General features: G+C 64.6%; 13 protein-coding genes. 5 read left to right on the forward strand and 8 right to left on the reverse strand.

Going from position 1 to position 12,662, the window contains the following annotated elements; translation table 11 throughout:
* Positions 1 to 19 precede the first annotated feature (19 nt).
* The 5 genes from ACM1PE_RS28495 to ACM1PE_RS28515 form a co-directional block, all read right to left on the reverse strand.
* Entirely contained in the window at positions 20 to 1,336 is a 1,317-nt protein-coding gene (locus ACM1PE_RS28495; protein WP_419341737.1) for an NAD(P)/FAD-dependent oxidoreductase, read from the reverse strand.
* Positions 1,337 to 1,363: 27 nt separating this feature from the next.
* On the reverse strand, positions 1,364 to 2,134 hold the full coding sequence (locus ACM1PE_RS28500) for an ABC transporter ATP-binding protein (protein ID WP_419341739.1): 771 nt from the start codon (positions 2,132 to 2,134) through the stop codon (positions 1,364 to 1,366).
* Positions 2,135 to 2,154: 20 nt separating this feature from the next.
* Entirely contained in the window at positions 2,155 to 2,925 is a 771-nt protein-coding gene (locus tag ACM1PE_RS28505) for an ABC transporter permease (RefSeq protein ID WP_059376592.1), read from the reverse strand.
* A 72-nt stretch (positions 2,926 to 2,997) separates the two neighbouring features.
* Positions 2,998 to 3,999, reverse strand: a complete 1,002-nt coding sequence (locus ACM1PE_RS28510) for an ABC transporter substrate-binding protein (protein WP_059376591.1) — start codon at positions 3,997 to 3,999, stop codon at positions 2,998 to 3,000.
* Positions 4,000 to 4,102: 103 nt separating this feature from the next.
* Entirely contained in the window at positions 4,103 to 5,074 is a 972-nt protein-coding gene (locus tag ACM1PE_RS28515) for a LysR family transcriptional regulator (RefSeq protein ID WP_059376590.1), read from the reverse strand.
* A gap of 202 nt (positions 5,075 to 5,276) precedes the next feature.
* Here ACM1PE_RS28515 and ACM1PE_RS28520 point away from each other — a divergent pair, with 202 nt between their 5' ends.
* Entirely contained in the window at positions 5,277 to 5,900 is a 624-nt protein-coding gene (locus tag ACM1PE_RS28520) for a TonB-dependent siderophore receptor (RefSeq protein WP_419343864.1), read from the forward strand.
* A gap of 295 nt (positions 5,901 to 6,195) precedes the next feature.
* Complete coding sequence (locus ACM1PE_RS28525) at positions 6,196 to 7,089, forward strand: hypothetical protein (RefSeq protein ID WP_419341740.1); 894 nt, start codon at positions 6,196 to 6,198, stop codon at positions 7,087 to 7,089.
* A 72-nt stretch (positions 7,090 to 7,161) separates the two neighbouring features.
* On the opposite strand, the gene ACM1PE_RS28530 is transcribed toward ACM1PE_RS28525, so the two are convergent.
* Positions 7,162 to 7,914, reverse strand: a complete 753-nt coding sequence (locus ACM1PE_RS28530; protein WP_419341741.1) for an SDR family NAD(P)-dependent oxidoreductase — start codon at positions 7,912 to 7,914, stop codon at positions 7,162 to 7,164.
* 90 nt (positions 7,915 to 8,004) lie between these two features.
* Entirely contained in the window at positions 8,005 to 8,883 is an 879-nt protein-coding gene (locus ACM1PE_RS28535) for a LysR family transcriptional regulator (RefSeq protein ID WP_059376583.1), read from the reverse strand.
* Positions 8,884 to 9,031: 148 nt separating this feature from the next.
* Between ACM1PE_RS28535 and ACM1PE_RS28540 the strand changes: the two genes are divergently transcribed.
* The 3 genes from ACM1PE_RS28540 (at position 9,032) to ACM1PE_RS28550 (ending at position 11,480) form a co-directional block, all read left to right on the forward strand.
* Complete coding sequence (locus tag ACM1PE_RS28540) at positions 9,032 to 10,156, forward strand: agmatine deiminase family protein (RefSeq protein ID WP_419341744.1); 1,125 nt, start codon at positions 9,032 to 9,034, stop codon at positions 10,154 to 10,156.
* A 202-nt stretch (positions 10,157 to 10,358) separates the two neighbouring features.
* Positions 10,359 to 10,934, forward strand: a complete 576-nt coding sequence (locus ACM1PE_RS28545) for an isochorismatase family cysteine hydrolase (RefSeq protein WP_419341745.1) — start codon at positions 10,359 to 10,361, stop codon at positions 10,932 to 10,934.
* A 60-nt stretch (positions 10,935 to 10,994) separates the two neighbouring features.
* Positions 10,995 to 11,480, forward strand: a complete 486-nt coding sequence (locus ACM1PE_RS28550; RefSeq protein WP_223283441.1) for a hypothetical protein — start codon at positions 10,995 to 10,997, stop codon at positions 11,478 to 11,480.
* Between the two features lie 81 nt (positions 11,481 to 11,561).
* Here ACM1PE_RS28550 and ACM1PE_RS28555 read toward each other — a convergent pair whose 3' ends face one another.
* Positions 11,562 to 12,518 (reverse strand): hypothetical protein, encoded by a 957-nt coding sequence (locus tag ACM1PE_RS28555; RefSeq protein WP_419341747.1) that lies wholly within the window; start codon positions 12,516 to 12,518, stop codon positions 11,562 to 11,564.
* Positions 12,519 to 12,662: the final 144 nt, after the last annotated feature.

A 12,662-nucleotide genomic window follows, 5' to 3' on the forward strand; every position in this document is an offset into this window, starting at 1 on the left:
GCGCCGCGCATCGGCCAGCTCAGCGCTCCAGCCCTGCCTTCTTCGCCTGGCTGGCGATCGCGATCATCACGCCGATCCGCCGCAGCGGATCGGGTGGCAGCCAGTTCGGCCGCTCGAACGCTTCCAAGTCGTCGAGCATCGGGCTGCGCCTGCCCGCGATCTGCTCGGCCAGCAGTTTGCCGTAGATGGTGCCCTTGATCACGCCCGCGCCGTTGCAACCGACCGAGGCGTACAGGCCCGGCCGCACCTGGCCCACGAAGGAAGCGCCATTGCCCGTCAGCGCCGTGGATCCGCTCCAGACGTACTCGAAGTCATGCGATGCCAGTTCGGGATAGCGGCGCTGGAACGAATCGCGCAGCAATTGCTCCATGCGATCCAGGGGTTGCTCGGCCTCATAGGAATAGGCGCTGCGCACCATGAAGCGGCCGCCGCGGATGCGACGCAGCGTGGTGCCCAGGCGATTGGCCGGGATGACGCCCCACTGGTCGCGCTGGCCCAGCAGCGCCTGCTGCGTCGGACTCAGCACGGGCGTGACGCCAGCGTAGGTAAAGATGGTGACGAGGCGGCTGCGCAGGAAACCCAGCTTGCGCGCGAAGGCATTGTTGGCCAGGACCACGTTGTCGGCAGTGAACTCGCCGCCGCGCGCGCGCACCGTGTAGGGGCCTGCGCCACCGACCGCCAGCACAGGATTGTTCTCCATGAGCCAGACGTTTTCAGGGAGCGTGTCGGCCAGACCTCGTATCAGCGCGGCTGGCTGCACGAAGACGTTGTTCATCGAGTGGTATCCGAACTCGTAATAGCTGGTGCCCAGTTGTTCTCGCAAGGCGTCCCGATCCAATTCGGTGTACGCGACGCCCCAATCGCGGTACTGCGCCAGCGACGCGTTCAACGTGCTGCGCCCTAGTTGCGTGGCCGCAGCGTGGTACTTGCCCGCGACATCCCAGCCGCAGTCGAATCCGCCCCGCTCCGCCAATTCCGCCAGCCAGTCCAGTCCGGACTGGTACATGGCGATCTGCTTGCGCGCGACCTGCAGCGGACTGTGGTGGCCGCTCATGCGGGTGTTGTGCGGCAGGTTGATCAGAAAGCCGGAATTGCGCCCTGCGGAGCCTTCCCCGGCAGCGGTAGCGTCCAGCACCAGGATGTGCTCCTGGGGCTGCAATTCGGCCAGCCGGCGCGCAGCCGCCAGGCCGGTGTAGCCGGCGCCGATGATTACGTGCTTGAAGCGCGCATGCGGCGGCGCAGCGGCGCGTGGCGCGCGCTTGGGCAGCATGGCGTTCCAGCCCGAGCCGCTCTGGTATTGAGGATAAGTCTGCGGTTGCCCTGATGGGTGAGACATGATGGGTTCAGTGTTGCGGTTGGCGGATCATTGATCTGCGCGCGCCTGCAGGCTGCGCATGACTTCGTTCTGCACGATGCCCCAGATCTGCGACTTGAGCTCGATGTAGCGCGGCGAAAGCTGCGCGTCGGCATTGCGCGGATAGGGAAGATCGTTGGGCATGTCGCAGGCGACGCGGCCCGGCCGCGCGCTCATGATGACCATGCGGTTGGACAGCAGCAGAGCCTCGTCGATGGAGTGGGTGATGAAGATGATGGTCTTGCCGCTGCGTTCGTAAATGCGAGTCAACTCTTCCTGCAGCACCTGGCGGGTCATGGCGTCCAGCGCGGCAAAGGGTTCGTCCAGCAAGATGACATCGGGATCGTTGGCCAGCACCCGGGCGATGGACACGCGCTGGCGCATGCCGCCGGACAGAGCCTTGGGATAGGCGTCCTCGAAGCCCTTCAGCCCCACCATCTCGATGAACTTCTGCGCCGTCGCGCGACGTTCCGAAGCGGGAACGCCCTTGAGCTTCAGGCCAAAGGCCACGTTCTCGGCCACGGTCAGCCATGGAAACAAGGCGTACTGCTGGAACACCATGCCGCAGTGCGGATCCACGTCGCGCACTTCGCGGCCATTGACCACGATGCGTCCGGCGCTGGGTTTTTCGAATCCGGTGATCAGGTTGAGCAGCGTGGACTTGCCGCAACCCGACGCGCCCAACACCACCAGGAACTCGCCGCGCTTGACCTGCAGGTCCACGCCCTGCAAGGCGTGAAAGGAACCGAACGACTTGGAAATTCCTTCGATCGATATCATCGTATTGTTTGCTTCGTGGTTTATCGCGACCATGCCAACACCCTGTTTTCAATGACTCGGAAGACCACGTCGGTCACCAGCACGGTGACGCTGATGAGCGCCATGCCCAGCACCACGGTGTCGGTCTGGAAGAACTCCTTGCCGTTCATGATGAGAAAGCCCAGGCCTTCCTTCGCGGCAACCAGTTCGGCGGAAATGACGCAGGTCCACGACAGGCCCAGGATCACCTTGAAGCCGCTGAAGATCTGCGGCAGGCTGGCCGGCAGGATCACCATGCGCATCACTTGCGGACCGCTGGCACCCAGGTTGCGAGCGGCGCGGATCAGCAGTGGGTCGATGTTGCGCGTGGCTTCGATCACGTACAACAGCGCCGGCGCGAAGGTGCCCATGAACACGATGCTGTACTTCTGCGTTTCGGTAATACCGAACCACAGCAGCGACAGCGGAATCCAGCTCATCGAGGGCAGCGGCCGCAAGAAGGACAGGATGGGGTCGAAGGCGGCACGGGCGCGCAGCGAGGTGCCCAGGAAAATTCCCAACGGAATCGCCAGCGCCGTGGCGGCGGCAAAGCCCACCATGACCCGGCGCGCGGACGCCAGGATGTGGCCCATTAGCGCGCCTTGCTCCCACATGCCGGCCAGGCGGGCGAAGACGGACGAGGGCGGCGGCAGGAATAGCGGATCCACCCATTGCAGGCGGCAGACGCCTTCCCAGAACAGCAGCAGCACGATCACGGACACGCTGCTGATCAGCAGCAGGTCCGGACGACGCTGACGGTTTGATGCATTCATCGTTCAATTCCTGACAGAAAGAAGGGCGGGCGGCATGCGCCCGCAGGCGTATCGGTGTGGCCGCCTTCGCAGTTACAGGTAGGCGGGATCAACCCAATCGCGTACAGCTGGTGCCTTGTCGATCTGTCCGTAACGCACCATCATTTCCGCCAGCTTCTGCAAGCCATCGATGTACTTGCTGCCCGGCGCCAGCAGTGGCCCTTGTTCCGACGCGGCATACCAATCGGCGCCCTTGACCATTTCCAGCTGGTCGGCAGCGGTAAGTTTGGTCAGTTCCGTCAAGGCGGCCACCGTGCTGTCCGGCTGCGCGCGCAACTGCTCGTTGGCACGGAAATACGCCTTGAGGAAGCGCTTGACGGCTTCGGGGTGCTTGTCCAGGAATGCGCGGCGCGCAACCAGCACGTCCGGCCCCGGCGTGACGCCGTAGTCCTTGTAGAGCGAGAACTGCGTATCGTCGGCCAGCATGCGCGCGCCCGGCATGGCGCGAATGGCGTTGAACTGCGGCGTCCATGCCGCTGCCGCGTCGATCTGGCCTGCCTTGAAGGCCGCCGGCATTTCCGGGGCGGGCACGTTCAGCACGGTGACGTCCTTGTCCGCCTTCAGGCCCGCCTGGTCCAGCAAATTGAGCACCAGCAGGTGCGCGCTGGAGGCGAACGTGACGCCGACCTTCTTGCCCTTCAGGTCTTGCATGCTTTGCACGCCGTCGCGCACGATCAACCCTTCGACCCGGCCGAAGTTCTCAGGCACGCCGATGATGGCGAAATGGCGCGAACCCCGCGCCATCACCGCCAGCGCAGCGGGCGCGGCGGTGACCGCCATGTCGATATTGCCCGACAGCAGGGCGCTGACGCGTGCCGAGGTCGTGCCGAAAGACTCCCAGCCTACGTCCAGCCCTTCATTCTTGAAGTAGCCGGCCTGGATGGCCAGCCAGGCTGGGTAGTGGCCCAGCCACGCCGAGCCGCCGTAGCGCACGGCCTGCGCTTGCGCGGCCCAGACCCGTCCTGCCATCGGCAGCGCCAAGGCTGCGGCGCTCAGGGCGGCGCCTTGGATGAATCTGCGTCTAGTCTCCTGCATGTCCTTCTCCTTTTTTTGTCGTCGGGCTATCCTGCGGCGAAAAACCGGCTGCGCGCGGCGCCTCGCGAGAGCGTGGCGTCTTGCCCAGGCGTTTCCCGCCGGGTCAACAAAGCCGCATCTGCCGCCCGAGCCAGGGCAAATGCGCGCTTACCTGCGGGAAGATTTCCGTCTCCAGCGCCTTGCGGCTGATCTGCCAGAACATGTCGGCCATCTCTTCGAATTCGTCCTGCCGCGACACCTGGTGCAGCGTGCGCGCCAGGCCCGGTCCCGGCAACGGCAACACCGCCACCTGATCCAACCACGAACGCCCCTGCAACAAGCACAGCGGCGTCATCAGCGCCCAACCCAGATTGGCCGCGATCATCGCCATGACCACGTCGCTGGTGTCGATCTCCAGGAACGGCGGCGCGGTCACGCTGCAGCGGCGCAGATGACGTTCGATCATGGCGCCGAAGTGCGAGCGGCCGCTGAAGCGGATGAAGGGCGCGGCCTGGGCCACTTGGCGCAGGTCCATGCGCGCAAACTCGTCGGCGCGCGCCGCCGGCACCACCAACGCAAAGGGCTCGGTCAGGATGGCGCGCCGCGCCAACCCGTCCACGTCGTCCAAGGCGTCGGTGGTGACGATGATGTCGACCTGCCGGTTCAGCAGCGCCTGCGCGTGGCCGTAGGCCAGCCCGGACCACACCAGCACCTGGCTGGCGCTCTGCGTCAGCCGCTTGACGATGGCTGGACCGGTGGTCGCGGCGAAGGAATCAATCATGCCGATCCGGATGGCCGGCCGGTTCATCAGGTCCGCCTCGCGCACCTGCGAAATCAGCCGATCCACGTCATCCACGATCTGCCGCGACTGGCGGTGCAAGGTCACCCCCGCCGGCGTCAGCCGGTATGGCCTGCGCGACCGGTCCAGCACGCGCATGCCCAGCGTGCTCTCGATCTGAGAGATCGTCTGCGACACGGCCGACTGCGTGATGTTCAAGGCTTGCGCCGCCGCCGACAAACTATCGGCCGCCGCCACCGCCGCGAAGATGCGCAGCATGCGGATGTCCAGGCTGGAATCGTTTTTTAGTGCGCCCATGGTGTCTCCTATCAGTGATGCTAAGAATGCCGGAATGACGGGTCAAAAAAAACGGGCAACTTAAGCAAATCTAATAGTCGACATTAGGAAGCGTGAAACAACGATGGTTGTGGAAACGCGGACTTACCCCGAGCTATCTCTTGGAGGATAGGTTCGCCCATACAGTCCATGGCACCTCGTCCCACAGTCCGATGCTGTTGATATCAACGGCCAGTTGCTGGATCCTCGCACCGGCAAGCAATACGAGATCGGCCTGAAGGGCGAATTCCTGGACAAGCGCCTGAACGGCCACGCCGCGCTGTTCCGCATGGAAGACGAGAACCGCTCCATGACGGACCCGGACAATCCGCTGTTCTCCATGGCCGCGGGCAAGATGCGCAGCCAGGGCTTCGAGGCGGAAATCAGCGGCAGCCCCGCGCCGGGCTGGGACATCACCGCCGGCTACGCCTACACCACCACCAAGACCCTGAAGGGCACAGAAGAACAGAAGTCGCAGCAATACGCCTTCATCACGCCGCGCCACACCTTCAACCTGTGGACCAAGTACACCTTCGCCACCGGCACGCTGGAAGGCCTGTCGCTGGGCGCGGGCGTACGCAGCGTCAGCAGCATGTACCGCCTGAACGGTCCGGTGAAATTCGAGCAGCGCCCGTACACCACCGTCTCCGCGCAAGCCGGCTACCGCTTCAACAAGCACCTGGAAGGCACGCTGACGGTGAACAACCTGTTCGACAAGGTCTATTACCAGCGCGTGTGGGCGGCGTATGGATCGAACTACTACGGCGAGCCGCGCAGCGTGATGCTGAATCTGCGGGCGACGTACTGAGAGAACGCGCCGCGCGAAACCCATCCCCGTGCTGCAACGGGCGATGGGTTTCGCGCGTTGCAGGACAGTTCTGTCCGCCACGTCTTTCTTGCGCCACACCCATCCTACGATCCCCGAGCAAAACGCCGATTCCGTGGCAGACTAGCCACAGGCGCTCCATGCATTGCAGTCCGACACAATTGGCAAATTGTTGTCCGACGCGGATTGCAACGGGCGATTAGGATGGCGCCGCACAGACAGAGACAGGCGATCACAAGGCTTTCCCGCCTGAGGCCGACAAGAAGATGTCCGACACATGAAAACCATTCAGAAAACCCGCCCCCGTAGCCGTTTGCTCCGCACCGCCATGGCCGGCCTGCTGACGTCCACCTTGGCCGCGCTGTTCAGCCCCGCCGCAACCGCCGCCGAATCCGCCAGCGCCGCCGCGCTACCACCCACCGCCCAGGCCGCCGCCATCGCGCCGCCCGATGTGGCTACGGTGATGTATTCCATCTACCAGATCGACGGCAAGGGCGCCGACTCCTACGAAGTCGCCAACGGCAGCATCGCCACCTTCTGGTTCGGCCACGCCTTCGAACTGGGCGGCACGCGCTACTACACCGGCTTCACCTGGGACACCCGCGAACGCTACGGCAAGCCCGGCGAGGACGAAGTCGGCCCCGGCGTCCAGGTCAACCTGGCCGAAGCCACGTTCACGCAAACCGGCTCCACGCCCGACCGCCCCTGGCAATTCCGCGGCATGAAGCACTCGGTCGGCGAGTTCGGCGCCTACGAAAAGCCGGAAGACGTGGACACCCGCCGCAAGCCGGTGGAGTACCGCACGCCCGCCGGCAAGCTGCTGCTGGCCGTACCCACCGAAGGCTTCGACAACGGCATCAGTTTCAGCGGCTACGCGCTGCTGGTCTTCAATCCGGCGGGCCCGGACGAAGGCGCGGGTTGGACCTACGTAGGCAGCATCAATACCGGCGAAGACAACAGCGCGGCCTGCGCCGAAGGCGACGTCATGCCCTGCGTGGCCAGCTCGGGCGAACTGGTCTTTTCCGCGCATGGCGGCAGCGACATGCCGCGCGTGACCGTCAAGCGCAGCGGCACGGAAATCTCCGGGCCGGACAAGACCCGCCAACTGGGCGCGGGCGATGCCGTCATCTACGCCTACGACACGGCCAGCAAGAAGTACGCGGAGAAGTAAGGCCGGCGTCGATGGGGGCAGGGCACGCAAGCCGGCTTGCCAACGGCTGCGATGCCCGCGCGGCTTGTGCTGCTACGTGAGATTCAAACCGCCATCGGAGAGCAGGATCTCGCCGGTCAGATAGTCCGACGCGGCCAGCATGGCGACCGCCTGCGCGATATCCTCCGGACTGGCCGCGCGGCGCATCGGCGCCTTGTCGCGCCACAATGCTTGGGCCTGCGTCCAATCGGCCGTCATCGGCGTATCCACCAGACCCGGCGCAACCGCATTCACCCTGATATGCGGCGCCAGCGAAAGCGCGAGCAAGCGCGTCACATGATTGAGCGCCGCCTTGGTTGCCGCATAAGGAATGGACGCGCCTTTGGGCCGCACGCCCGCGTGCGAACTCACGTTGACCACGCAAGCAGGCCTGCCATGCGCCGCCGCCGCTTGCAACGCGGCCTGCGCTTCGGCCACCAGGCGAAACGGCGCCACCACGTTGACCTCATGCAATTCATGCCAGATGTCCGGCGTGGCCGCGGCCAGGTCCGCATGGGGAATGACGTGGCTGATTCCGGCGTTGTTGACCAGCACGTCCAGCCGCCCCCATGCCGCGACGGCTTCCCGAACCAATCGGACCCGGTCGGCATCGTCCGCCAGATCCGCCTGCACGTAGACAGCGTCGCCCAGCTCGCGCGCCAGGGCATGGCCGGCTTCGGCGGAACGGCGTGAATGCACGACCACCGCATAGCCCTCCCGCGACAGGCGGCGGGCAATGGCCTCGCCTATGCCGGAGGTAGAACCCGTAATCAGGGCGACGGGACGCGTGGATTGCAGATTGGACATCGATGAATCTCTTGCTCTGGAATGTGCCGCATGCGGCGGTTAGGCTACAACTTAACACCGTGATGTAAGCCCCAACCTGAGAGGCAAGATTCAGGCTGCCGCGCCGCCGTCCTCGCGCGACGCTTCCAACTCTTCGGACACCCACTCGCAGAACGCGCGCGTCAGCGGATCGTCCTGGCTGTCCCGATGCACCAGCCAGGCCCACTTCGGACCGCGCACGGTCTGCTCCGTCAACGCCGCCAACGCGCCGTCGCGGCGCGAGCGCTCGGCCAGCAGGCTACTGACCAGCGCCATGCCCAGGCCTTCGCGCGCCGCATCCAGCAACAGGCCGGGGTCGGAAAAATTCATGCCCTGGCCATGCTGGCCCACGTCGGTTCCGCCCTGCGTTTCCCAATGGCTCCAATCCATCTCGCGCTCGCCATGCAGCGTGGCGCGCGTGTCCGCCGCCAGCAGGCGCGGATGGCAGGCTGGGTACATACGGTCCTCGACCAGCACGCGGAACGCGCAATCGGCTTGCGGACCCAGATCGTCGCGCAGCGCGATATCGATGGTCTGCTTGGCCATGTCCGGCGCGGCATCGCTGGTGTACAGCCACAGGTCCGCCTCGGGATGCAGGGTGCGGAAGGCTTCCAGCCTGGGCAGCAGCCAGTGCCGCGAAAACGCCGGGCTGGTGTTCACGATCAACTGATTCGGCTTGCGGTACTGGTCCAGCCTGCGTATGCCGGCCGCCAACTGCTGCAACATCGCCTGCGTCGTGCCCAGCAGATCCCAGCCCGCATCGGTCAGCGACACCGCGCGCCCCTGACGGAAGAACAGCGGCTGGCCCAGATAGTCCTCCAGGCTGCGCACCTGCTGGCTGATCGCCGACTGGGTCAGGTGCAGCTCGTCGGCCGCCTTGTGGAAACTGCCGAGGCGGGCGGCCGCCTCGAAGCCGCGCAGCACGTTCAGGGGAGGCCATTGCTTGAGCATATCGATAAGCCCTGCTAATCATAATTCCGCTAAATATATCGCTAGTCCACGCGACCAGGCGGGAAATACACTGCAATTCAAGCGGTGCGCACCGTTGACTCCGGCATAACCGTTTTTTATCGATCATCCCGAATTCCAGGAGCCCGACGTGCCCACCCGCCGCCAACTCATCCAACACACCGCCACGTTCATGGGCGTCCACGCCGCCGCCTCGCTGGGCCTGGGTCTGCTCGCCTCCGGCGCGCGGGCGGCGCAAGCGCCCCGGTGGCACATGCCTGACGAGGGCGCCCCCCAGGCCCGCGCCTTCATCGCCTTCGGCGCCCAGGACGCCATCTGGGAAGACTTCACCGCCGACGTCCAGGCCGCGCTTGGCCGCATCGCCCGCGCCATCGCCGCGCACCAGCCCGTCACCGTGTTCTGCCGCAGCCGCGAACGCAGCCTGGCCGAACGCCATTGCGGCGCGGACAACGTGAGCTTCGTCGAAACCCGCCTGGACGACATCTGGATGCGCGACATCGGCGCCAACTTCGTGCTCGACGGGCGGGGCGCGGTCACCGGCGTGGACTTCAACTTCAACGGTTGGGGCAACAAGCAGCGCCATGCAGCCGACGCCAAGATCGCCGCTGAAACCACCGAGATCACTGACACCGAATACCTGCAAAGCGAACTGGTCGGCGAAGGCGGCGGCATCGAAGTCGACGGCCGCGGCACCGGCATCATGACCGAAAGCAGCTGGATCAACGCCAACCGCAATCCCGGCTGGAGCAAGGCAGAGGTCGAGGAGGAGCTGAAGCGCTGCCTGGGCCTGCGCAAGATCATCTGGCTGCCCGGCATCAAGGGTAAGGACATCACCGATGCCCACGTCGATTTCTACGCCCGCTTCGCGCGGCCAGGCGTCGTCGTCGCCAACCTCGACATGGATCCCGACTCCTACGACTACGCGCTGACCCGCAAGCACCTGGAGATCCTGCGGCGCGCAACGGATGCCGACGGCAAGCCGCTGGAAATCCACACTGTGAGCCCGCCGCTCAATCCGCGGGATAGCAAGTTCCTGCGCGACAACCCCGACTTCGCGGCCGGCTATATCAACTATTTCGTCATCAACGGCGCGGTCATCGCGCCGGAATTCGGCGATGCGGAGGCGGACGCGAAGGCGCGCGATCTGCTGGCCCGCCTGTATCCGGGCCGCAAGGTCGTGCAGTTGGATATCGACGCCATTGCATCAGGCGGCGGCGGGATTCATTGCGTGACGAATCAGTTGCCGATGGTGTAATTCCCGGGCTCGCGCAAGGGATCGCGCGGCGCCAGAACCTCCACCCGCTTTCCATGCGCAGTTATGCCATGGCCGCCGTGGTAGAGTCGTTCGTCCTTCCTGTCGCACCCCATCACCTCGCCAAGCGTCACACCATTGCGGGCCGCCCAGGCAGCAGGCCGACCCGCAAGGCGCGCATGGCAAACCCTTTGCGGAGCGGAGCATGAACACCCAGACCCTGGCCATCATTCCGGCGCGTACCGCCTTGCTGGTCTTGCACTACCAGACCGACATCATGGAACTGTTCCCATCGGTCGCCCCCGCCTTGCTCGGCGACACGCGGCAACTGTGCGACGCCGCGCGGCGCGCCGGCGTCAGCGTCTATTTCGCCAAGATTCATTTCAGCCCTGGCTATCCTGAAGTCAGCCCCTTGAACAAGAACGGGCAGGGCATCAAGCAGCTGGGACTTTTCGTCCACGACCGCATCTCGCCAGAGCTCGACCGCCGCGAAGACGAGCCCATCATCCTCGCCCACCGCGCCAGCGTGTTCTTCGGCACCGATCTGCAAGTGCGGCTTTCCGCGCAAGGCATCGATACGCTGATCATGGCCGGCGTCGCGTCGACTGGCGTAATGCTGTCGTCGATTGCGCATGCCAGCGATGCGGACTATCGCCTGCTGACGGTCAAGGACTGCTGCTACGACCCGGACCCGATCGTGCATGAACATCTGTTCGCAACCGCCTTTGCATCGCGCACCACCGTGCTGTCGCTGGACGATGCCTTGTCCTTGCTGGCCTAGCGGCCTGCCGGAAGAATGCCTGCCTCCATGATCCCGAAGAGGTCACCCTCGCTGCCCATCATGTCTTTTCGAACGATTCCTGCAGAACCTTACGCGCCGCGCCGCATGGCGTTCATCGAGCAATGGCGCGAAGACGGTCTGGCCATCAAGGCCTACGCGATACAACGCAATCCCGATCCCACGGTTGCGCTGCTCTCCGCTGAAGTAGCCGCAGCCGCCCGCAAGACCGCAATGGCCACGTTGCAAGACGCCGCCCGCGACCCGCGCGCTACGGGCCTGGGCTTCTGCATCGTGCACGTGGGCGAGGAAGCCGTCTGGCTGCTGGCGGACTGGTGGATATCCGGCGGCATCCTGTGCCAGCAGATGTACTCGGCGCCGCTGGAACGACCTGAGCAATTCGAGCCCGTGCAAGGGCCGTTCATTGCCTGCGTGTGGGAGCTGGAAGTGACCGCGCATGAGCGCGGCGCGTGGATGCGGCATGTATTGCGCAATGAACCAGATACCGTCGCCTATTTGGCAGATGTGCTGCCCACCGGAAGTTATTGAGATAGCCGTCAACGGCGGTAGTCTACGGCCCTCAATGTCCGGCAGCGCGCGACACGCCATGCAGGCGCCGGCGCGAGCGCTTTAGCGCCTCGGCGACGAACACATGACAGCCCGATGCTTGTCGATGTACGCCTGCACCTGCTTCGACATCCAGTTGTGCGCGTCTACCGACACTTGCGCGATCTCGTCGGACGCCAGATCGCCAAAGTAGTAGGCGATCTTCCGCCCCAACTTCTGCTCATCGTTCAGCGTATGCACGTCGGAATCCTCGACCGGTCCCTTGCGTTGATACGCCTGCAATGCCTGTAGCCCCTGATTCACCCGTTCTTCGAACACATCCTCTGCCATCGCGTCGATTGACTCTTGCGGCACGGCAAACCAGTAGGCCAGCTGCACAGTATTGCCCGCCTTATCCAGCCAGGTAGCCACCTCGTACCATTGCTGGATCTGCTCGTCCTTCAACGGCAACTCCGTCGGCAGTGACTCGAACAATGCCGCCTTGGCAGCATCAACCTGCGCGAAAGCCTTGACCACCGGACCCAGCTGACCAGCCTTGGCCAGCGTCTCCTTCATCGCCAGCAACACCGCCAGATTCAACTGGCCGCTGCTCACGTCCACGGAATTCTCCAGGTACTGACTCAGGATCGTGCCCACATCCCTCACATTGCGTAGCGGCAGCGTATTGGCGCTGGTCAGCCAGCGCAGGGAGCGCTGATATTCCGCCTCGGTCAACTGGTCTGCTGCCCACAGCTTTGTCGTGCTGGCCATCGCGCTGGCTGGGTCCGAATCCTGGAGATAGCGGCGATAAGCCCCGCCCACGGTCTCGGCGTAAGCCCGATAGTTGGGATCCAGCAACCGTTCCCCGCCAGGTTTCGCGCAGCGTGTGTACAAAACCGCACGCTGCAACTTCGGTTCAACGGCAATCAGAACCGCGTACCGTTCGCGCCAGGCGGCGTAGACGGGGCTCGAACTCTCAGCCGCGGCCAGAAGCTGCTGCTGCCGCGGTGTCATGGCGGGTGTCGCGGCTTGTGCCAGCACGGGCCACGCCAACGCCATCACGGTCCCCAAACACCATCTACCGACCCGGAGCTTCATCAGATTCCTCGCGCATTCTGTTTGATCGAAGCGTGAGTTTAGGTGCTGGATGCCCGAACCAATTGGAGGAATTACGGCCATACACAT

It is taken from the genome of Achromobacter sp. PD1, from assembly GCF_048541815.1.
Lineage (GTDB): Bacteria > Pseudomonadota > Gammaproteobacteria > Burkholderiales > Burkholderiaceae_B > Achromobacter > Achromobacter bronchisepticus_A.

Coding starts and splice junctions, on each gene's coding strand:
- ACM1PE_RS28495 (WP_419341737.1), bottom strand. CDS start 1,336: ATGTCTCACCCATCAGGGCAACCGCAGACTTATCCTCAATACCAGAGC.
- ACM1PE_RS28500 (WP_419341739.1), bottom strand. CDS start 2,134: ATGATATCGATCGAAGGAATTTCCAAGTCGTTCGGTTCCTTTCACGCC.
- ACM1PE_RS28505 (WP_059376592.1), bottom strand. CDS start 2,925: ATGAATGCATCAAACCGTCAGCGTCGTCCGGACCTGCTGCTGATCAGC.
- ACM1PE_RS28510 (WP_059376591.1), bottom strand. CDS start 3,999: ATGCAGGAGACTAGACGCAGATTCATCCAAGGCGCCGCCCTGAGCGCC.
- ACM1PE_RS28515 (WP_059376590.1), bottom strand. CDS start 5,074: ATGGGCGCACTAAAAAACGATTCCAGCCTGGACATCCGCATGCTGCGC.
- ACM1PE_RS28525 (WP_419341740.1), top strand. CDS start 6,196: ATGAAAACCATTCAGAAAACCCGCCCCCGTAGCCGTTTGCTCCGCACC.
- ACM1PE_RS28530 (WP_419341741.1), bottom strand. CDS start 7,914: ATGTCCAATCTGCAATCCACGCGTCCCGTCGCCCTGATTACGGGTTCT.
- ACM1PE_RS28535 (WP_059376583.1), bottom strand. CDS start 8,883: ATGCTCAAGCAATGGCCTCCCCTGAACGTGCTGCGCGGCTTCGAGGCG.
- ACM1PE_RS28545 (WP_419341745.1), top strand. CDS start 10,359: ATGAACACCCAGACCCTGGCCATCATTCCGGCGCGTACCGCCTTGCTG.
- ACM1PE_RS28550 (WP_223283441.1), top strand. CDS start 10,995: ATGTCTTTTCGAACGATTCCTGCAGAACCTTACGCGCCGCGCCGCATG.